This is a genomic window from Saccharopolyspora sp. NPDC002686, assembly GCF_040295745.1.
Lineage (GTDB): Bacteria > Actinomycetota > Actinomycetes > Mycobacteriales > Pseudonocardiaceae > Saccharopolyspora > Saccharopolyspora oryzae.
This window is the reverse complement of sequence record NZ_JBEOVY010000106.1, coordinates 1-21007: the sequence shown is the minus strand read 5'-3', so window position 1 is coordinate 21007 and position 21007 is coordinate 1. Positions and strand designations below refer to the sequence as shown.

Annotated in this window: 17 protein-coding genes; 3 read left to right on the top strand and 14 right to left on the bottom strand. The window is 71.4% G+C overall.

Annotated features, from left to right (window positions below; genetic code table 11):
- Positions 1–39 precede the first annotated feature (39 nt).
- Complete coding sequence (locus tag ABTZ89_RS16355) at positions 40–915, bottom strand: alpha/beta hydrolase (protein WP_351045249.1); 876 nt, start codon at positions 913–915, stop codon at positions 40–42.
- Positions 916–1065: 150 nt separating this feature from the next.
- Between ABTZ89_RS16355 and ABTZ89_RS16350 the strand changes: the two genes are divergently transcribed.
- Positions 1066–2607: an acetolactate synthase large subunit gene (locus ABTZ89_RS16350; RefSeq protein ID WP_351045246.1), complete on the top strand. Its 1542-nt coding sequence runs from the start codon at positions 1066–1068 to the stop codon at positions 2605–2607.
- 221 nt (positions 2608–2828) lie between these two features.
- On the opposite strand, the gene ABTZ89_RS16345 is transcribed toward ABTZ89_RS16350, so the two are convergent.
- The 5 genes from ABTZ89_RS16345 to ABTZ89_RS16325 all read right to left on the bottom strand — a co-directional run bounded on the left by ABTZ89_RS16345 (position 2829) and on the right by ABTZ89_RS16325 (position 7252).
- Complete coding sequence (locus ABTZ89_RS16345; protein ID WP_270949623.1) at positions 2829–3479, bottom strand: LuxR C-terminal-related transcriptional regulator; 651 nt, start codon at positions 3477–3479, stop codon at positions 2829–2831.
- A 5-nt stretch (positions 3480–3484) separates the two neighbouring features.
- Positions 3485–4051, bottom strand: coding sequence for a sensor histidine kinase (locus ABTZ89_RS16340; protein WP_270949622.1), 567 nt, complete (start codon positions 4049–4051; stop codon positions 3485–3487).
- 241 nt (positions 4052–4292) lie between these two features.
- Positions 4293–5402: a glycosyltransferase gene (locus tag ABTZ89_RS16335; RefSeq protein ID WP_351045242.1), complete on the bottom strand. Its 1110-nt coding sequence runs from the start codon at positions 5400–5402 to the stop codon at positions 4293–4295.
- Positions 5399–6079, bottom strand: a complete 681-nt coding sequence (locus ABTZ89_RS16330; protein WP_351045239.1) for a LuxR C-terminal-related transcriptional regulator — start codon at positions 6077–6079, stop codon at positions 5399–5401. Before ABTZ89_RS16330 ends, ABTZ89_RS16335 begins: the two co-directional genes overlap by 4 nt.
- A gap of 78 nt (positions 6080–6157) precedes the next feature.
- The gene (locus ABTZ89_RS16325; RefSeq protein ID WP_351045236.1) at positions 6158–7252 is read right to left on the bottom strand and encodes a LacI family DNA-binding transcriptional regulator; all 1095 of its coding nucleotides are present in this window, start codon (positions 7250–7252) and stop codon (positions 6158–6160) included.
- Between the two features lie 189 nt (positions 7253–7441).
- Here ABTZ89_RS16325 and ABTZ89_RS16320 point away from each other — a divergent pair, with 189 nt between their 5' ends.
- Together ABTZ89_RS16320 and ABTZ89_RS16315 are read left to right on the top strand one after the other, a co-directional pair.
- Positions 7442–9220, top strand: a complete 1779-nt coding sequence (locus ABTZ89_RS16320) for a glycoside hydrolase family 3 protein (protein WP_351045233.1) — start codon at positions 7442–7444, stop codon at positions 9218–9220.
- A 69-nt stretch (positions 9221–9289) separates the two neighbouring features.
- Positions 9290–10540, top strand: coding sequence for an MFS transporter (locus ABTZ89_RS16315; RefSeq protein ID WP_351045231.1), 1251 nt, complete (start codon positions 9290–9292; stop codon positions 10538–10540).
- A gap of 68 nt (positions 10541–10608) precedes the next feature.
- On the opposite strand, the gene ABTZ89_RS16310 is transcribed toward ABTZ89_RS16315, so the two are convergent.
- The 8 genes from ABTZ89_RS16310 to ABTZ89_RS16275 form a co-directional block, all read right to left on the bottom strand.
- Positions 10609–11910: a glycosyltransferase family 2 protein gene (locus ABTZ89_RS16310; protein WP_351045228.1), complete on the bottom strand. Its 1302-nt coding sequence runs from the start codon at positions 11908–11910 to the stop codon at positions 10609–10611.
- A gap of 19 nt (positions 11911–11929) precedes the next feature.
- Positions 11930–13111 (bottom strand): glycosyl hydrolase family 18 protein, encoded by a 1182-nt coding sequence (locus tag ABTZ89_RS16305; protein ID WP_351045225.1) that lies wholly within the window; start codon positions 13109–13111, stop codon positions 11930–11932.
- A gap of 9 nt (positions 13112–13120) precedes the next feature.
- The gene (locus ABTZ89_RS16300; protein WP_351045222.1) at positions 13121–14095 is read right to left on the bottom strand and encodes an NAD-dependent epimerase/dehydratase family protein; all 975 of its coding nucleotides are present in this window, start codon (positions 14093–14095) and stop codon (positions 13121–13123) included.
- Entirely contained in the window at positions 14095–15207 is a 1113-nt protein-coding gene (locus ABTZ89_RS16295; RefSeq protein ID WP_270949612.1) for a glycosyltransferase, read from the bottom strand. Before ABTZ89_RS16295 ends, ABTZ89_RS16300 begins: the two co-directional genes overlap by 1 nt.
- Before the next feature lie 133 nt (positions 15208–15340).
- Positions 15341–16783, bottom strand: a complete 1443-nt coding sequence (locus ABTZ89_RS16290) for a sugar transferase (protein WP_270949611.1) — start codon at positions 16781–16783, stop codon at positions 15341–15343.
- A complete protein-coding gene (locus tag ABTZ89_RS16285; RefSeq protein WP_270949610.1) occupies positions 16780–18003 on the bottom strand; it encodes an NAD(P)-binding domain-containing protein in 1224 nt (407 codons plus the stop codon). Before ABTZ89_RS16285 ends, ABTZ89_RS16290 begins: the two co-directional genes overlap by 4 nt.
- Positions 18004–18117: 114 nt before the next feature.
- Positions 18118–19401, bottom strand: a complete 1284-nt coding sequence (locus tag ABTZ89_RS16280; protein ID WP_351045217.1) for a carboxylate--amine ligase — start codon at positions 19399–19401, stop codon at positions 18118–18120.
- 10 nt (positions 19402–19411) lie between these two features.
- Positions 19412–20758 (bottom strand): nucleotide sugar dehydrogenase, encoded by a 1347-nt coding sequence (locus tag ABTZ89_RS16275; RefSeq protein WP_270949608.1) that lies wholly within the window; start codon positions 20756–20758, stop codon positions 19412–19414.
- Positions 20759–21007 lie beyond the last annotated feature (249 nt).

Genomic DNA, 21007 nt, shown 5'->3' with positions numbered 1-21007 from the left:
GGGATCCAGGTCCCGCCGCGCGTTTTCGCAGATCGAGGCTCAGGGGCGGTGCTGCGGCAGCGAATCCGCCAGGAACCCGACGAACTCCGTGCCCACCGCGTCGAACACCGCGCCCTCGTGGCCGCCCGGCAGGTAGGTGACCACCGGGGTGTTCGGGTGCCGCTCGACCAGCGCGTTGATGCCGTCCAGGAACGGGTCCGCGTCACCGGTCCACACACCGACCGGCACGTCGCCGAGCTCGTCGAGGCGGCGCAGCGGATCCACCTCCCGCCACTCCTCCTCGCTGGCGAAGGCTTCCTTCTCCTTCATGCCCTCCCAGTCCAGCTGCAGCGCCGGGGCGAGTTCGGCGACGGCGGCGACGGGCTTGCCCGCCGCGCTGCGGTCCTCGGCGTAGGTCAGCGCGCCGAACCCGCCGGTCGATATCCCCGCGACGGCGAAGGGCAGCCCTTCCTCGTCGCCGAGGCCGCGCTCGCGCAACCAGCCCGGCAGCTCGTCGTTCAGCATCGACGCGAGGTCGCCGTTGGCCGAACCGTCGTTCCAGTACGGGTTGTAGCCGCCGTCGACCACCGCGAACGCGAACGCCGGGATCTGGCCCTCGTGGTAGAGCCGCTCCAACGAAGCCAGCGTGTCGTACGGGATCGGCGTCGGGTTCACGCCGTCGCGGCCGTGCAGGTAGAGCACGACCGGCAGGTTCTCGGTGGACTCCAGCCCGGTCGGGTGGGCCAGGTAGAGCTGCACGTCGGTGCCGCGGCGCTCGGAGCGGACCTGCTCGGTGCGGATCTCCGGCATGTCCTGTTCGGACACCGCCGGTGCGGCGTCGACCGCCGGCGGAGCGGGGGCTGCGGGTGGAGCCGGTGGCGCGGCGCACCCGGTGAGCGAAACAGCTGCTGCCGCCGCCACGAGCAGGCTTCCCATTCTCCGAGCGCGGGACACGCCACCTCCAAGTCCGTTAGGTCTGATTCCCACGTTACCGACCCGTAGATCCTTGCCCGGACCTCGGGTGGCCGCGAGCATGGCAGCAAGATCCGCCAGCGCGGGCGGATCAGGAGCGCTGAGGAGCGGCACGTGAAGGGTTCCGAAAGCCTGCTGGCCACTGCGGTCAGCGCCGGCGTCCAGGTCTGCTTCGCCAACCCCGGCACCACCGAGATCCCGCTGGTCGAGGCGTTCGACCAGGTCGCGGGACTGCGGGCGGTGCTGGCGCTGTCCGAGGGAGTGGTCACCGGGGCAGCCGACGGTTACGCCCGGATGACCGGTGCACCGGCGATGACGCTGCTGCACCTCGGCCCGGGATTCGCCAACGGGATCGCGAACCTGCACAACGCGCGCCGCGCCCGCACGCCGATGATGAACCTCATAGGCGAGCACGCCTCCTGGCACCAGGCCGCCGATGCGCCGCTGACCAGCGACATCGAGTCGTTGGCGAGCCCCGTTTCGGGTTCGGTGCGCCGCACCACGTCGGCCGCGAACGCCGCTGCGGAGTTCGCCGAGGCCTATCGCGCCACCATGCAGCAACGGCTCCCCGCGACGCTCATCGCCGCTGCCGACCACATGTGGGAGCAGGGCGGCGAACCCGTCGAGGTCGCGGCGGTGCCCGAGCCGCCGTCGGTGGACGACGACCAGGTCACCGCGATCGCCAAGCTGCTCGCCGGAAGCGGGCGACCCGCGTTCCTGCTCGGCGGGCGCGCGCTGGAGCCAGCCGGGGTCCGCGCTGCGGCACGCATCGCCGCCACCGTCGGCGGTGAGCTGTTCGCCGAACGCTCGCCCGCTCGCATCGACCGGGGACCGGGAATCCCGCCCATGCGGTCGATCCCGTACTTCCCGGAGGACGTTCTCCGCACCTTGGAAGGGTTTTCGCACCTGATCCTGGTCGGCGCCCGAACCCCGGTGTCGTTCTTCGGATATCCGGACGTGCCGAGCTACCCGGTGCCCGACGACACGCAGGTGCACACCCTCGCCGACGTCGAGCAGAACGCCGTCGAAGCGTTGCAGGCGCTGGCGGAGGCGACCGGCAGCGCCGCCACCGAACTACCGGTCATCGCACCGCCCGAAGTGCCGACGCCGAGCGGCGCGCTGTCCGCGGCCGGCATCGCGGCGGCGATCGTGCTCACCCAGCCGGAGAACGCCGTCGTGGTCAACGAAGGCGTGTCCTCCGGTGCGGCGTTCCCGGCGATCGCCGCTGCGGCGCCGGCGCATTCGGAGCTGACCAACACCGGCGGCGCGATCGGCATGGGGTTGCCGGTGGCCACGGGTGCCGCGATCGCCTGCCCGGACCGGCCGGTCATCAACTTCCAGGCGGACGGCAGCGCGGCCTACAGCGTCCAAGCACTGTGGACGCAAGCCCGCGAAGGTTTGAACGTCACGACCGTGATCTGCGCCAATTCCCGCTACGGAATCCTGCAAGCGGAACTCCGCCGAGCGGGCGTCGACCAGCCGGGCCCAGCGGCCGCGAGCATGACGAGCCTCGCCGGGCCCACAGTGGACTGGACAGCCGCGGCACGCGGCTTCGGCGTCCCCGGAACCCGCGCGACGACCGGCCCCGAACTCCTCGACGCCCTGCGCCGGGCACATGCCGAACCCGGCCCCCACCTCATCGAAGCGGTCATCTGAATTCCAGGGCAGGACGGCGATTCCTAGGACGACCAGTGCCGCGACCTTGAGCAGTTCGAGCGCGACGTACCAGAGGTGCGCGGTCGACCTCGGGCCGTCCTCAGCTGGGACAGCAGCATCGCGATCGCAACGCCACCGGAGGCGATCGCGGTGCTGCCCGGCGGCGTACGACCGCGAGTCCCCTCGGGGCTCGACCGAGGGGACTCACGGACCCCCAGTGCTCAACCCGCGACGAGCATCCGCTCGTCGTCGAGCAAGCCGTGGCGCATCGCGAACGACGCCGCTTCCAGGCGGGAGTGCACCCCGAGCTTGGTCAGCACCGACTGCACGTGCGTGCGCACCGTCGTCGGCGCCACCCCCAGCTGCTTGGCCATGGCCGTGGTGTGCGCGCCGTCGACCAGCATCCGCAGGCACTGGCGCTCCCGGGCGGTCAGGTGGGAGGCCAGCCTGCGGGCGTCGGTGGTGCCGGCCAGGCGCGGCGTGCGCGAGGCGGCCAGCTCGACGACCACCTCGCCGTCCATCACGCCGCGGATCGCGCCGGCCAGCACCTCCAGCCCGCACATCTTGTTCACGTAACCCGCCGCCCCCTTGCCCAGCGCCGCGCGCATGCCCCGGACGTCGCCGTCGGCGGTGAGCACCAGGATCCGGGTGCGCCCGCCGGCGTTGAGCAGCTCGCCGATCACGTCCAGGCCGTCGCCGTCGCCGAAGAACCGGTCCAGCAGGCAGAGGTCCGGCCGGTGGGCCCGGACCTCGCCGACCACGTCCCGGACGTTGGCGGCGGTGCCCACGACCCGGTGGCCGCGCTGCGGCAAGGTCGCGACCAGCGCGTCGACGAAGATCGCGTGGTCGTCGCCGAGTACCAGGTCCGCCATCCCCGTCACCTCGCCAGGTGCGACGGGAACACCAGCCGCGCGCAGGTCCCGCCGCCCGGTGCCGGGTCGACGCGCAGTTCGGCACCGCAGCGCCGCGCCAGCGCGACCACGATGCCCAGTCCGAGCGATGCCGTGCCGCTCGGACCACGACCGAATCCCGGTCCGTCGTCGCTGATCTCGACGTGCAGCTCCCCCGCGGACTCGCGCACCGCCACGGTCACCCTGCTCCTCGCGGCGCGCACCGCGTTGTCCAGCAGGTTCGACACCATCCGCCACAGCAGCGTCTGATCGGTGCGGATGGTGACCTCGGCGCCCTCCAGCAGCTCCACCTCGACCGTCCCGCGCAGCGACTTGACCGCGACGAGCTGGGTGAGCAGATCGCGCAGCGCGAAGCCGTCCTCGCGCGGGTGTTCCCGCAGCTCCACCAGCTCCAGCAGCCGGTCCAGCTCGAGTTCCATCAGCTGCAACCGGTGCAGCGCGTCGCCGGGCAGTGCCGGGTCGGCGCGCAGGCCGTCCGCGAGGTAGGACAGCGTCGCCAGACCGTGCCCGAGATCGTGCAGCAGGCTGCGCAACTCAGCGCCACCCCGCGAACTGCGCGGACCGGGTAGTTCAGGTGCCCGGACCGTTTCGGTAATCGTGTGCACAGTGACCCCTCTCCCCCAACAGCAGTCTGTGCTACCCGGCAAATCGCCTACTGCAGGCGAGGTGTTGCAGCTGCTGCACGATGGGGAGGGCGGCTACTCCACGTGCAGAAGGAAATCGGGCTTCCGTGCGGCACCGGACGTCGTCACCGCGGCGAACCGCTACGGTGCGTCACTCCGCTCGATACGCCCGGTCCAGGGCAGTTGCCAACGCCCCGATCTCGTGACGACCTTCCAACCGGGCCCGTGCGGCTCCTGCCATCCGGGCCGCTTCGACCGGGTTGTCCAGGAGGTGGGCCACGGCAGCGGCCAGCAGGTCGGGCCGGTGCGGTGGCACGAGGAGCCCGGTCTCGCCGGGCGCCACGACGTCGCTGACCGCGTTGACGGCGGTGGCCACCACCGGAACCCCGCAGACCATGGCCTCGACGACCGCCAGCGGCAGCCCTTCGTACCGGCTGGGCAGGGTGAACACGTCGAACGCGGGCAGCAGGTCCGCCACGTCGTCGCGCTCCCCGGTGAACACCACGTCGACGCCGGCGTCGACGGCGAGCGTGCGGACTTCCTCGGCCTCCTCACCACCGCCGATCCACACTCCCACCACGCCGCGGTGCCTCAGCTCGACCAGCGCGGCGACGAAGTGCTCGGGCGCCTTCTGGTAGGTCAGGCGGCCGACCGCGCCGATCACCACGTCCTCGGGTGCCAGTCCGAGCAGCTCCCTGGCGCGGTGCCTGTTGTCGTCCGTGCAGGTCGGCGCGGCGTGGTCGACTGCAACGCCGATCGTGCGGATGCGCTCGGGCGGCAGGAGTCCGCGCTGCAAGGCCTCGACCGAGACGCCGGTGCCGACGCACAGCGCGAGGTCGGTGATGCGTCCGAGGCGGCGCTCGACCTCGATGTAGGTGCGCCGCCGATAGGCCGGTTGGAAGCGGTGGAAGCCGAAGCCGTGGAAGGTGTGCACGACCCTGCCCACTCCCGCCCGGTGGGCGGCTGCCCGGCCGACCGCGCCCGCTTTCGAGCAGTGCGTGTGGACCACGTCGAACCGCCGCAGCAGCCCGGTCAACCGGTGCAGGGCGAGCAGGTCGTGGACCGGTGAGATCGGGGTGCGCAGCGCGGGCTCGACGATGGTCTCCAGCCCGGCTGCCTCGGCTTCCGGCAGCAACCGGCCGGATCCGGCGATCACCGTGACCTCGTGCGCGTCCGGGTCCAGCGCCTTCGCCCCGCGCAGCGCCATGACCCCGGCACCGCCTTCGAGCCGGGTGATGACGGTGGCGACGCGCAAGCTCACCGGACGAGGTCCGGTTCGTCGTCGGCCCGCAGGCCGGCCGAGCAGGCGAGGCTGACCGCTTCCAGCTGGCTGTGCACCTGCAGCTTGGCCAGGATGCTGCGGGTGTGCGTGCGCACGGTTTCGGCGGAGATCAGCAGGTCTTCGGCGATCTGCGCCCCGCGCTTGCCGTTGACCATGCGGGTCAGCACATCTCGCTCCCGGTCGCTGAGCACGTCCAGCGGGCCGTTGCGCTCACCGGCGCGCACGGCGTCCTCGCGCAGTTCCCGCAGCACCGGGCCGAGCAGGTCCGGCGGGTACCAGCTGCGCCCGCGGCACACGCCCAGCAGCACCTCGGTGAGCTCCTCGAAGCTCCGCTCCTTGGGCACCCAGGCCGCCGCGCCCGCGCGGGCCGCCGCGATGGCCTGGCCCGGTTCGCGGACACCGGTGAGCACGACGATCGCCGTGCTGGGCCGGATCCGCTGCAGCTGGGCCAGCAGGCGCCCGGTGCCCGCCCCGGCGGGTTCGACGTCGACGGTGAGCACGTCGGGTCTGGTCTGGCGCACCACATCGGACAGTCGCGGATCGCTGGTGGCGCAGTGCCCCACGACCCACAGGTCGGTCACCTCGGCCAGCCTGGCGCTGAGCGCCTCGGCGAGCATCACGTGGTCGTCGACCATGAGCAGTCGCAACACGTTCACCGCCCCAGCGTGACCGAACGGCCGCGCCGAGTCCTCGTCCAACCGCACGAGAACGCCTGTGCGGGACGGCTTGGCGGGTCAGGACTTCTCGGGGGGCAGGGGCGTGCCGTCGGCGGCGTGGGGGCCGCAGGTGTCGCGGACGACCAAGTGCGTGGGCACGGTGGCGTTGGCGGGGCCGGGGCCGTGCTCGATGATCTCCAGCAACAGCCGGACTGCGGTCTGGCCCATTTCGCGCAGCGGCTGGTGGACCGTCGTCAGGCCCTTGATCATCAGCGCGATCTCGGGGCGGTCGTCGAAGCCGATCAGACCGATGTCCGCGCCCAGCCGGAGCCCGAGCTCGTGGACGACGTGGCCGACGGCGGTGGCGATCTCGTCCCATCCCGCGACGACCGCATCCGGCGGCCCGTCCGGCTCCTCGGCGGTGAGCAGCTCGCGGATCTCGTTGTCGGAAGGCATGTCGTCTTCGCTGCGCAGCACCCGTTGCGGAACGTGCGGGAGGCCGGCGTCCCGCAGACCGTCCAAGTAGCCCTCGTAACGGGCCTCGGCGAAGGCGAGGCCGGAGGTGCCGCTGGCGAAGGCGATGCGGCGGTAGCCGTGTGCGACGAGGTGGCCGACCGCCTCGCGCACCCCTTCGCGGTTGGTGGTTTCCACGTAGGGGATGCCGGGGCGGGTGCCGCGGTCGTCGAAGGCGACGACCGGTGCTCCGGACAGCGGGATGATCCCCTGGTGCGGCACCATGTCGTCGGGCATGAGCGCGACGAGCCCGTCGACCGGCAGGTGCGGGAGCGTCCTGGTGGTGAACTGCCGCTCGGCCGCCCGCTCGGCGGGGAGCGGGAACACCATCACGTGCATCGCGCGCGCGGCCGCCTCCTCGGACACGCCGTAGACGATGTCCACCAGCCCGCCCCACGGTTCGGACGGCAGCAGCAGACCGAGCGCGCCATGCCTGCCGGTGCGCAGCGCCCTGGCACCCGTGCTGGGAACGTAGCCGAGCTCGGCCGCGACCTGTTCGACCTTGCGGCGGGTGGCCGGTGCGACATCGCCGCGCTGGTTGAGCACGCGGGAGACGGTCGGCTTGCTGACGCCCGCCGCCGCGGCGATGTCGGAGATGGTGGCGCGGCGCTCAGGAGCCGGCTCGGGGTGCGCGGCGCCCCTCCGCCAGGTGTTCGTCACAGCCTCTCCGCTCCTGTCGATGGTCCGGAACTGCGCACCAGACGCCCTTTCCGGAACTCCCGCACCAATCTACCAGTGGCGATGCAGGTCACAGGGTCTTGTCGAGCTCAGGTCGCGGAGTTACTGTGACGCGGTTTCCGAAATCGATTCCGGAAGTTGTTCGGAGTCGCCTTACCGCCTAGGAGCGTCATGGCCGCCGCCTCCACCGATCCCCGCTACCTCGACCCCCGGGCCCCGATCGCCGAGCGCGTCGAGGACCTGCTGTCCCGGATGACCCTCGAGGAGAAGGCCGGCCAGCTCTTCCACCCGGGCACGCTGATGAACGACGACGGCACGCTGCTCGAGGAGCCGATGCCCGGCTACGGCATGGCCGCGACGCACGAGCTGGTCGTCGAGCGCCACATCACGCACATGAACCTGATCAACGGCGCCGACCCGCGTGCGATCGCGCAGTGGCACAACCGGCTGCAGGAGCAGGCGGCCGCGACCCGGCTCGGCATCCCGGTCACCGTGTCGACCGACCCGCGCCACGGCGTCTTCTCCTCACCGCTGACCGGCATGTCGACGCAGGCGATGTCCCGCTGGCCCGAGCACCCGGGTCTGGCTGCGCTGCCCGACGCCGAGCGGCGCGTCGAGGAGTACGCCGACGTCGTCCGCCGCGAGTACCTGGCGCTCGGCATCCGCGTCGCGCTCGGCCCGATGGCCGACATCTTCAGCGACCCCCGCTGGTCCCGCGGCTCCGGCACCTTCGGCGAGGACCCCGCCACCGTCGCCCGCCTGACCGCCGCTTTCATCCGCGGTCTGCAGGGCGCGGCGCCCGGGCCGGAATCGGTCGCGGCCATGGTCAAGCACTTCCCCGGCGGCGGCCCGCAGAAGGACGGCGAGGACGCCCACGACCGCCGCTTCCCCGACCAGGTCTACCCGGGTCAGCAGCAGGAACTGCACCTGCAGCCCTTCGAGGCATCGCTGGAGGCCGGTGCCCGGCAGATGATGACCTACTACGGCCGCCCGATCGGTGTCGACGGCTGGGACGAGGTCGGCTTCGCCTTCAACCGCCCCGTCGTGCAGGGCCTGCTGCGCGATCGGCTCGGTTTCGACGGCATCGTCTGCACCGACTGGAACGTGGTCGACGCCACCACGATGGACGGCGTCCACTTCGGACCCAACGCCTACGGCCTCGAGGACTGCACGCCCGCCGAGCGCATCGTGCGAGCCCTCGACGCCGGTGTCGACCAGTTCGGCGGTGACCGGTGCACCGAACTGATCGTGGAGCTCGTCCGCGACGGCCGCGTCGACGAGGCGCGCATCGACGTTTCCGTGCGCCGCGTGCTGCGCGAGAAGTTCCGCATGGGGCTCTTCGAGCACCGCTACGTCGATCCGGACGAGGCCGCCGAGATCGTCGGTGCCGCCCCGCTGCGGGAGCTCGGCGAGGCCGCGCAGCGCGACTCCACCGTGCTGCTGAAGAACGACGGTCCGATGTTGCCGGTCGGCCACGGCACGCGCGTGTACGCCGAGGGCATGGACCCCGCCGCATTCTCCGGTCGCGTCGAGATCGTCGGAGCTCCCGAGGACGCCGACGTCGCCGTCGTGCGGCTGCACGCCCCTTACGAGACCGACCAGGAGGGCATCGCGTCCTTCTTCCACCGCGGCACGCTCGAGTTCTCCGCCGAGACGGTCGAGAAGGTGCGCCAGCTCGCCGAGAAGCTGCCCACCGCGGTCGCGGTGTTCCTGGAACGGCCCGCGTTGCTGGCCGACGTCGAGTCGGCCGCCACCGCCGTGCTCGGCGACTTCGGCAGCAGCGACGCGGCGCTCGCCGACGTCCTCACCGGCGCGGCAGATCCGTGCGGCGGCCTGCCGTTCGATCTGCCCTCCTCCGCCGAGGCCGTGGTCGCTTCCGCCGAGGACACCCCGTTCGACACCCGCGATCCCTTGCACCGGTTCGGTTTCGGCTTGCGCTACGGCAAGTGACCGCCCCCCAGGCCCCTCCCCCGTCCACTTCCCGCACTCGTCCATGGCAGGGTCAAAGGAGATACTTCCATGAGCACACCATCGACCGCTGAGGCTGCGCCGCCACGCGTTGGCGCGCGCTTCATCGTCCTGTTCACGCTGGCCACCTTCGGCATCTGGATGGCCATCAACACCCCCGCGATGGTCACGGTCGCGCTGCGCGTCGGCGAGGTCGACCCGGAGGGCAAGACCACCAGCTACTCGGTGGTCAGCGGCGTCGGCACCCTGGTCGCGGTCATCGCCAACCCGCTGTTCGGGCGGCTGAGCGACCGCACCACCAGCCGCTTCGGCATGCGCCGCCCGTGGATGGTCATCGGCATCCTCGGCACGGCGGCGGGCGCGGTGTTCGTCGGGACCAGCACCGGTCTCGCCGGTGTGATCATCGGGTGGCTGCTGATGCAGGCCTTCGCCAACGCCACCATCGCAGGCACCTTCGCGGTACTCGGCGATCAGGTGCCCGAGGAGCAGCAGGGCTTGCTGGGCGGGCTCGCCGGCATGACCAGCGGCGGCTCCGTGGTGGTCGGCACCTTCTTCGTCCAGCTCTTCCCCACCGATCCGCTGCTGCAGATGGGCATCCCCGTCGCCGCCGCGGCGATCTTCCTGCTGCTGTTCGCCCTCCAGCTGAAGGACCGCCGGCTGGACGTGGCGCAGCGCCCGCCGTTCAGCGCCAAGGAGTTCGCCGGCAGCTTCTGGTTCAACCCGCGCAAGGCCCCCGATTTCGCGTGGTTCCTGCTCTCGCTGTTCCTGATCTCCGTCGGCATCGGTGTCGTCAGCACCTACCTGGTGTACTTCTTGCAGGACCGGCTGCACATCGCCACCGACGATCTGGCCAACGCCGCATTCCTCGCCAACCTGGTGCTGATGGCGGTCAACACCGCGGTGTCCTTCCTCTCCGGCTACATCTCGGACCGCATGGACCGGCGCAAGCCGCCGTTCGCGTTCGCCGCGCTGCTGGCCGCGGTGGGCATCTCGGTCATGGTCCTCGGCGGCAGCATGCTCTGGGCCTACGTCGGCATCGCGCTCGTCGGCGTCGCCTACGGCAGCATGTCGGGCGTCTACCTCAGCTTCGCGATGGCGACCCTGCCCGACAGCGACAACATCGCCCGCGACCTCGGCATCGTCAACATCGCGCTGACGCTGCCGTTCTCGCTGGTGCCGTTCGCCGCCCCGGCGATCCTCGCCATCGGAGGTGGCGACAACTACACCGCGCTGTTCCTCGTCAGCGGTGTGCTGTCGCTGCTCGGCTGGCCCGTCCTGTCCCGGATCCGCAAGGTGCGCTAGTCAGCGGCGAAGGGGTCCGGGTCGCAGGTCTTGCGGCCCGGGCCCCTTCGGCTTCCACCAGCTCTCGGTCACGCGCTCTGATCCACCACGTGGCGGTCGGGGCTGCGCCAGCGGCCGGAGGACTTGGTCAGCCAGGCACCGGGGATCGCGTACAGCGCGATCGCCGCGTCGAGCACGCGCAGCGGCAGGAACAGCAGGCCGACCAGCAGGTAGCGCGGTTGGCGTTGCAGCAGCGCGACGATGCAGGTCAGCGCCAGGTCCGGGATCAGCACGCCGAACAGCAGGGCGGACGGTGTCGCGAATCCGCTGACGAACTGGTGCGCCTCGCCCAAGACCGGCACGTCGAGCAGGCCGGGCAGCAGCGCGGGCAGCAGGAGCGCCACGAGCACCACCGGCAGCACGACCAGCAGCACGCTGCTGGTCAGCATTTCCAGCAGCAGCAACGCGAGCATGGCGGTGAACAGGTTCGCTCGAGGCGGGTGCAGCCGCACCGTCTGCCACAGGCCCAGCGCCCAGCGCTTGCACTGCTTCACGTAGTCCTTGAGCGTGCCCGGGTCCTGGGTCGCGGCCACCGCGGCCGGGGTGAAACCCACCTTCCCGAGCCGCTTCTGGTACACCTCGAAGGTCATGTTGAAGTCCTCGATGACCAGCCCCGGCGGGTTGACCTCGATGCGCGGCAGCACCTCGGTGCGGTACAGGCTGGCGAAGCCGGGGACGATGTGGGTGGCGTTGGTGCGCCGCCAGGTCTGGCCGAACTTCAGCAGGTACTGCGTCATCGTGTAGATCCGCTGCCGGTGGAAGGCGACCAGCTTGCCGATCGCCCCGAGACCACGTCCGCGCCACGTCGTCTTGACGCAGCCGGCGACGGCGACCACCTCGGGATCGTCGAAGAGCCGCAGCGCCGCGTCGAAGTAGCCGGGCTGGACGTGGGTGTCGGCGTCCAGAAGCATCACCACCGGGTACCGCTCGACCAGCGCGAACCGGCGGATCGCCTCCTTCAACGCGCCGGCCTTGCCGACGTTGCGCGCCGTGCTGATCACCTGGACCCCGCACTCGCGCGCCAGTTCCACGGTGCGATCGGTGGATCCGTCGGAGACCACGTGCACGTTCTCCGCCGGTACCAGCGCGGTGATCGCCGCGATGCTGTCGACGATCACCGCTTCCTCGTTGTGCGCGGGCATCAGCACCGCGACGTCGTCGACGTCGAGCCCGCCCTGGAACCGGTTCAGGTCCACCACCGAATCATCGGCGCTCCGGCGGTCGCGCCAGCGCTGCGCCGAGCTGTCCAGCAGGCGCAGCAACCCGATCACGCCCCACAGCGCGAAGTTGGCGCCGAACACCGCGATCGCCAGCAGCCACCACGGAACCATCCCACCCACCCCCGACCGGTCACTTCGCCACCGGCATGCTGCGCGCGAGCTCGCGCCAGGTGTCGGTGTCCTCGTAGCCGAACATCCACAGGTAGACGCCGCCGATGCCCGAGCCCCGCGCCGCCTCGAACTTCGCCTTCGAACTCGCCGCGTTCTCGAACCACACCTCGTGCTGGCGCCCCTGCCCGTCGATGTAGCGGAACCACGGCGACTGCGTTTCGGCGTCGTACTGCGGTTTCGCGCCGTGCTCGGTGGCCAGCTGGAACGCCTTCAACCAGGTCACCCCGGTGCCCTCACCGCCGACCACCCAGTCGTAGCCGTAGAGCGGCACGCCCAGCACGATCCGCTCGGGCGGGATCTGGGTCTTGGCGTAGTCCAGCACCGCGCGGATCCAGCTGATCGGCGCGATCGAACCGGGCGGCGAGGTGTTCCAGTGGTAGTCGTAGCCCATCAACCGGACCTGGTCGGCGACCCGGCCGATCGCCGCGTAGTCCTGCGCCACGTTGCGCTCGTCGTAACCGGCGTCGCTGTCCTTGGCGAACACCGCCACCGACAACGTCTTGCCCTTCGCGTGCAGCGCCCCGCCCAGTTCGGCGACGAAATCGCTGAAGGCCTGGCGATCACCGGCGCGCAGGTTCTCGTAGTCGATGTCGATGCCCGCGTAGTTCTCCCGCTCGACCAGGTCGACGATTTCGGTGACGTGCCGCTGCCGCCGCGCCGGATCGTGCAGCACCGCGGCCACCGGTTCATAAGCCCAGTTGCCGTCGGTGATGTTGGCCAGCGACGGCACGATCGGGATCCCGGCCTCGCGCAGCTGCCCGATCCGGTGCCCGACCTCGGCGGTCTGCTCCGTCGGGTACTGCTCGAGCACCCCGCCGTCCTGGTCCAGCCCGTAGATCCAGGGCGAGACCTCGTTGACCGAGTCCCGGTGCTGGACCACCACGTCGGTGCCGTTGCCCAGGTTCCAGAACGGCAGCGAGGCCACCACCGCCGGGCTGTGCGCCATCGGGCCGCTGCCGCGGGGCACCACCAGGAAGGCCACCACCAGGATCGAGATCGCGATCAGCACGAGCAGCCAGATCGACCCGCCGAGGCGGCTGAAGGTGCGGACACCGTGCGCCGCGCCGGGCCCGTTCGGCTGCAGCTCGAACCGCTCGCGGCGATCGCGCACGGCCGCGACCAGCCACCGGATCGGTCGCATGTCGCCCCCTCACGCCGTGGCCGGCTCGCCGGTGCGCACCTGTTCGTCGATCACCGCGCGGATGATGTCGTCCAGGCTGCGCTGCGGCCGGAAGTCGATCAGCTCCCGCGCGCGGGAGCAGTCCGGCACCCGCCGCTGCAGGTCCTCGTAGCCCGGCCCGTAGGCCTCCTCGTAGGGCACCCGGATCGTGGTGCTCGGCGATCCGGTCATCGCGATGATCCTCGCCGCGAGGTCCTCGATGGACACCTGCTCGGTGCTGCCGAGGTTGATCGCCATGCCCTGCGCGCGGTCCAGCCGCGCCAGGCGGATCAGCGCGGGCACCACGTCGGCGACGTGGCAGAAGCAGCGGATCTGCCGCCCGGTGCCGAAGATCGTCAGCGGTCGCCCCTGCAACGCCTGGGCCACCAGCCGCGGGATGACCATCCCGTAGCGCCCGCTCTGCCGCGGGCCCACGGTGTTGAACAACCGGACGATCACCGCTTTGAGGCCGAGTTCGCGCACGTAGGAGTAGGTCAGGCTCTCGTCGATGGCTTTGGCCTCGGCGTAGGTCCAGCGGGACTTCAGCGGCGAGCCGATCACCCGGTCGTCGCCCTCCACCAGCCCGACCTTGGCGTTCTTGCCGTAGATCTCGCTGGTGGAGGCGATCAGCGCGCGGGTGTTGTGCCGGACCGCGGCGTCGAGCACGTTCTCGGTGCCGTGCACGTTGGTCAGCAGGCCCTGGCGGGTACGCTCCTGGATGACGAAAGCGCCTACGGCTGCGGCCAGGTGGTACACCACGTCCGCGCCCGCCATCACCTCGTCGACCACCGCCGCGTCCAGGATGCTGCCCGGCACCAGTTGCAGGTCCGGGTGCTCGATGGGCAGGTTCGACCGCCGACCGGTGCTCAGGTCGTCGAGCCCGATGACCTGGTGCCCGTCGACCAGCAGCTGTTCGACCAGGTGCGATCCGATGAAACCGGCTGCGCCGGTGACCAGTGCGCGCATCACGCCCTCCCCGCAGGCACCGCTGCGCCGTTGCGCTGCCACAGCTGGGCGTAGAGGTCGTCGATCCGCCCGGTGACCGCCTCGATGCCGTACTGCGCGCGGATCGCCGGTTCGTCCGCGCGGGGGCGGCCGGCCATGATCTCCGCGGCGATCTCGGCGCGCATCCGCTCCACCTCGCCCGGCACCTGGCGGGCCCGGTCGGTCTTGATGCCGACCAGCGCCGGGCACGTCGTGTAGAGCACCGGGATGCCGTTGGCCATCGCCTCCAGCACCGACAGGCCGAACGTCTCCTGCTCGGAGGAGGCCACGAACAGGTCCAGGGAGGACAGCATCGCGGCGACGTCGTGCCGCTGACCGGCGAAGATCACGTGCTGGCTGACCTCGTGCGCGCGGGCCGCGGCGGCCAGCCGCTCCCGGTCCGGGCCGTCGCCGACGATCAGCAGCTTGGTCTGCTGCCCCAGCAGCGGCGCCATCGACTCGATGACCAGGTCGAACCTCTTGTTCGGATCCAGCCGCCCGAGCACGCCCACCACGTAGGTGTCCGGGCTGATCCCGTGTTCCCGGCGCACCCGGTCGCGGGCGGCGTCGTCGAACGCGACCCGGCCGAAGTCGACGCCGTTGGGGATCACGGTGATCTTGCGCGTCGGCATGCCCCAGTTGCGCAGCCGCTCGGCGACGGTGTCGGAGACCGCGATGGTGGCGTCCGAGCACAGGTCCGTGCCCAGGTACAGCGCGCGCACTCCGAACGACATCCGCCGCCGCTCCAGGTGGGTTTCGCCGATCGAGTGCTCGGTGGAGACCACGACCTTCGTCCCCGCCATCCGCGCCGCCAGCCGCCCGTAGACGCAAGCCCGGTACAGGTGGGTGTGCACCACGTCGAAGCGCCCAGATCGGATCACCTCGCGAAGTTTGAACACCGCGCTGACCTGGGTGTTGCGCGTCATGCCGAGATCGCGCACGCGCACCCCGTCCCCGGCGATCATCCCGGCGACGTCGCCCGGGTTGTACAGCGACACGACCTCGGCGTCGTGCCTGGTGTGCTGCAGTACCGACCGCAGCTGCAACTCGGCGCCGCCGACACCGAGACCGGTGATCACGTGCAGGACCTTCATCCCTCTCCCCCAAAAATCCACAGTGGACGTCTTCCTCGGACTCCGCCTGCCTTTCCGCAGGTGGTGGCTCGTGAGTACTTTGCGGGGCTATAGCACCCCGAAGTGCTCACGACGCTTGACCTGCGACGGTGCGTCATCGGGCTCCTCGGTCAGGTGCGTCGATCCCTCGCGGGACCGGCACGTCGTCGTCACCCGGCGGGATGGTGGCGTGGTCGTGGTGGGCGTGGGGCGCGCAGCGCTTGCCGCCGAGCTCCCACCGGAGGCAGGCAGCCACCGACGCCCGACCCACGACCACCGCCGTGCGGAGCACGATCACCGCGTCCCACCACGGTGACCAGTGCTCGACGTACTGGTTGTCGAAGCGCGCCCGGTCCGGGATGGACGTGTCGCCGTGCAGGCCCTGCACCTGCGCCCAGCCGGTCATCCCGCCGGGCATCCGGTGCCGGCCGGCGTAGCCCGGGATCTCCTGCCCGAAGCGCAGCGCGTAGTGCGGCCGTTCCGGGCGCGGCCCGACCAGCGACATCTCGCCGCGCAGCACGTTGACCAGCTGCGGCAGTTCGTCCAGGTGCGTGCGGCGCAGCCAGCTGCCGAACGCCGTGCACTCGCCGGCGGGCACGGCCCACCCCTGCGCGGCACCCGTGCGGACGGTGCGGAGCTTGAGCACCTCGCTGGTCCGCCCCGGACCAGTCACCCGCAGTTGGCGGAAGAACGCCGGGCCTCTGCTGTCCAGCCGCACCGCGACGGCGAGCGCCAGCAACAGCGGGGCGAGCAGCGCCAGCAGGACTGCGCTGAGCACGACGTCGAACGCCCGCTTGGCCAGTGCTCCGGCCCGACCGTGGCTGAACCGGCGCAGCGGAACCAGTGGAACGCCCCAGATCTCGTCCAGCGCAGCACGCGGCAGCGCCGTGCCGATCTCGGGCAGTCCGGGCACCACGCACACGTCGGCGGGCAGCGGGCGGCTCGCCCGGATCACCGGCACCAGAGCCACATCTCCGGTGCAGATCAGCACCCGGCTGATCCGGTGCGCGGCGATCACCTCGACCAGTCGGTCCACTTCGGACGGATGAATCACCCGGGTCCGCAGCCCGAACTCCGGGTGCTCGTGCGCGCTGTCGACGATCCTGCCCGCCAGCTCACCGGCCCCGACGACCAGCGTCGGCTCGTTGAGCACCCCGTGCCGGTAGCCGCTGCGCAACGCCGCGTAGAAACCGCCCCGGGCCAGCACCAGCGCGCCGAACCCGGCGGCGGCGAGCCCGAGCAGTCCACCACCGGTCAGCCACGGCGAGAGCACCACGACCGGCAGCCCCGACGCGACCGCCAGCTGCGGCACCTGATCGGACACCCGCAAGCAGATCCGCAACCGGTGCTGCCCCTGAACCGCCAGGACCAGCAGCACCGCCACCGCGAACGCCGCGCCGAGCTGCCAGCCGGCGAGCAGCACCGCGGGCACCAGCGCGACCAGGTCGACCACCGGGAGCAGCCGACCACCGACCCGCCGGTGCAGCAGCGACCGCGCATCGGGCGTGTTCGCCGCGAGCGGCCACGGCTGCGCCACGGCGGAGTCGGTCAAGCTCATGCAGCACCTCCGAGGACCAGCGGCCGGGTCGCCGTCCGCTCGATCCGCGCGGTGATCCGCCGGACCGCGTGGTCGGCGCCGTAGACGAACCGCATGACCGGGCCGTGGCTGGGCGCCACCAGCGGGCCGGTGAAGTACAGCCCCGGCACCGAGGACTCGAAATCGGCGTCCACCCGCGGAGTTCCACCGACCAGCGCGATCGAGGACCGCAGCCCACGACCGACCATCGGCAGCCTGCTCAGCGACGGCGGGTAGCCGGTGGCGCAGATGACGTGGTCCGCGCTGAACTCGCGCACCTGACCACCGACCCGCACCCCCAGCCGCACCTGGTCACCGGTGGGTTTGGCCCAGTCCAGCCGGTGCCCGACGTGCACCGGGAAGCGGCCCTCCACCCGCTCCCGCAGCCACCAGCCGCCGGCCGGGCCGAGCGCGGTGCGCGCCCGCTGGATCCGCACCGACTCCGGCAGGCGCCGGAACAGCTCCGGGTGCTCGGAGTAGAACCAGGTGGACAGCCCCGACCCCAGCCCGGCCTCCGGCTCCCGCATCCGCTTCCACAGCGGACGGTCCGGCAGCAGCGGGTACCCGTTCCAGTTCAGCTGGGGCGTTCGCGCGACCAACCGCGTCTTGGCGCCGTTCTCGTGCAGCAGCGCCGCGGTCTCCAGGGCCGACTGCCCGGCGCCGATGACGATGACGTCCTGCCCGTCGAAGCCGCCGAGGTCGTCGTACGCCGAGCTGTGCGTGCACAACTCGCCCGGCAGCTCCGCCAGCGTCTCCGGGATCCGCGGGAAGTACTCGACGCCGACCGCGACCACCACCTGGCGGGCGTCGACGTGCTGCCCGTCGTCGAGGGTCAGCTCGAACCAGCCGGGCCGCTGCGCGATGTCGGTCACCAGCTGCTCCTCGACCTCCAGCCCGCGGCCCTGCTGGAACCACTCGCCGTAGTCCACGAAGTCCCGCAGCGACACCGGGATCCCGTAGTCGGCGTAGCGCTTGCCGGTCTCCAGGCAGAAGTTGCGCAGCGTGTGCGAACCGTCCGGGTCGGACAGGTTCGACGCGAAGCCCTGCGACTTGAGGAACATGCCGCGCGGCATGTGCGCGCGCCACAGGTTCATCGGCAGGCCGAACTGCCGGTGCGACACCCCGGCCCGGCGCAGGTGCGCGGCCAGCGAGAGGCCGTACGGTCCGGCACCGACGACGGCCACGTCCACGAGATCGTTCATCTGTTCCGCCTCTCCGCGATTCACAGTGGTGGTTGCTTCTTGTGGCTGAGTTGCGTCACGTTCCCCTGAGGTGCGGTTGGCATGGGGGTTGCTCATCTGTCCTCAACAGCGGGGTCAGCGCCTCCCCAGGTGTCTGCTGTCGTAGTTGCGGCCGGGGACGTACTGGGGTTCGGCCAGGTCCGGGTGCCGGGTGCGCCGCCGCCACGGCTTGACCCGGGCCACCCCGCGGCAGAACATCCAGGCGCACATCAGCGCGAACGGCAGCAGGTCGTCGCGGGCGAACCAGGCGCGCTCGTGCACCCGGCGCACCGACCCGGCCCACTCCCGCAATCCGATGTCACCGCGCGACCAGTACCGCAACGCCGCGATCGGGTCGTAGTTCTCCACCTGGAACCGGCGGCCGACCTCCGGCTGCCCGGCCGGCACCGGCTGCCCGGTCAGGTCCAAGTAGGACGCCAGCGCCACGTCCACGCCTGCGCTGTCCCGGAACAGCCGGAACTGCGCGCCCAAACGCGGGTTGAAGTCCAGCAGCTTGTACTGCTGATCGCGGTCGTCCCACCGGAAGTCCAGGTCGACGATGCCGGTGTAGGACAGCTTCTCCAGCAGCGTCGCGACCGACCGCGACAACGGCTCGTTGTCCTCGCAGCGCCCCAAGCTGGTCAGCCCCGCGTGCGCCGGGTAGGAGCGCTCCTTGACCCCGGTGAACGCCGGACGGCACACCGAGTCGCCGTCGCAGTAGCCGTGGAAGAACCAGTCGTAACCCGGCCCACCGGGGATGTGCTCCTGCAGCATCAGCCCGCCGACGGTCTCCCCGCACCGCCGGTAGAGCGCGGCGAGGTCGCCCTCATCGCGGACGATCGTGGTGCTGCGCACCTGGCGCCCGCTCGGCAGCCACGGCGCGGCGAGCTTGCCCACCAGCGGATAGCCCACCTGGTCGGCGAACTCCAGCGCCTCGTCCCAGTCCTCGATCAGCCGCGCCTGCGGGCACGGCACGCCCAACCGGCGGCACAGCTCGTACATGGTGAACTTGCCGGCCAGCTGGCGCGGCAGGTCGTGCGGCGGCTGCGCGAACTGGAACCACATGCGCAGCGGATCGCCGTGCTCGGCGAGGAAGATCGCCGCCGCGTCGTCGGTGGGGATCAGCACCGCGGTGCGGCCGATCCGCTGGGCCAGCTGCATCAGGCCGAGCCGGATCGCCTCGGCGTCCTCGGGATCCGGGCTCCACAACCACCGGCCGCGCACGTACCGCGAATGCGCCGCGGGCGCGAGGGAATCCTCGTGCACCGCGTACACCGGAACCCCGACGCGGCCGAGGCTGCGGATCACCCCGAGCCCGCCGTGGTGCAGCACGTTCGGATCGAGCTTGAACACCACGGCGGGGGTCGTCGTATCGAACATCGGCGGCACCTCACACCACGCGCCGGTGCGGCACGGCGTCGAACTGGTAGGTCGCGTCGAGCACCCGCGGGCAGTCGCGCGCCCAGCTGTAGTCGCAGCCCGGGTGCACGGTGTGGATCACCGTGGCGTCCCAGTCCCGGCCGCGCGGCTCGGGCTCGCTGGTCATCGGGGAGCCGTCGGGCAGCTCGATCTCCGGCAGCAGCGGATCGTGGTAGTGCACGTCCATCCCCAACCGGCGCAGCCCGACCAGGATCGGCAGCGCCGGGGATTCCCGCAGGTCCCGCACGCCCGCCTTGTAGCTGACGCCGGCCACCAGCACCCGCGCGCCGGAGTGGTCGATGCCCGACTCGCCGAGCATCTCCACCACCCGCTGCACCACCCGGCCCGGCCGCCGGTCGATCGAGCGCATCGCCTCCTCGATCAGCGGCGAGGACAACCCGCGCCGTCCCAGCTGCCACAGCAGGTAGTGCGGGTCGCAGGGGATGCAGTGCCCGCCGACGCCCGGCCCCGGGAAGCTGCCCAGGAAGCCGTACGGCTTCGTGCCGGCCGCGACCGTGACCTCGATCGGGTCCAGGCCCAGCACCGCGCAGGCGTCGGCGATCTCGTTGGCCAGCGCCAGGTTCACCGCGCGGAAGATGTTCTCGTAGAGCTTGGTCAGCTCAGCGGCCTCCGGCGAGCTGACCAGGTAGACCTGGTCGGTCATCCGCCGCACCACCTCGGCCGCGCGCTGCGCGCACCGCTGCGTGACGCCGCCGAGGACTCGCGGGGTTCGGCGCTGCACGTGGTCGAAGTTGCCGGGGTCGATGCGCTCCGGGCTGAACGCCACGTGCACCTCCTCGCCGACCTGCAGCCCGCGCTCGCGCAGCGGCTCCACCAGCAGCTGCCGGGTGGTTCCGACGTAGGTCGTCGAGGTCAGCACGATCACCTGGCCGGGCCGGGCGTGCGACACCGCGGTCCGGCAGGCCGCCCGCAACGCCGTCAGGTCCGGGGCCCGCGCGGCGTCCACCGGCGTCGGCACGCACACGATCACCGCGTCCGCACCGGCCAGCGACGCCGGATCACTGGTCAGCGCCAGGCCTCCCTCAGCCAGCGCTGAGGCCAGTCCGCGCCGGTCGTCCTCGGACAGGTCGGCCTCGCCCGCCTCGATCTCGCGCAGGCGCTCCTCGCTGGTGTCGAACCCGATGACGCGGGTCGTGGAGTCCTGCAACGCGCAGGCGGTGGGCAACCCGACGTAGCCCAGGCCGACGACCGCCACCGTCTCGGTGCGCTGCGGTGCGGCCGGTTCGAAGGCGATCAGCCGGTCGGTCAGCAGCCGTTCCCGCCCGTTGATCGCCAGCGACAGCGAATGTCCGCTCACGGTCCCTCCCCCAGTTCGCCGTGCTCGCTGCGGAAAACCGTCGCACCCAGGGCCTCCGCGGGTCTCCCACACCGAGGGGAACCCGCTTACCGAAACTTGAGGACCTCTCCCACTTGCGCCCGAGCCCGCCACGTCCGGTCGACCCCCGGGATCGCAGTTTCAATTGAAACTGTGATCCGCCGTGGGTGGGATCTGCAGTTTCAATTGAAACTGCGGTCCCCCCTCACCCGCACGGCTGAAGAGTCCAGC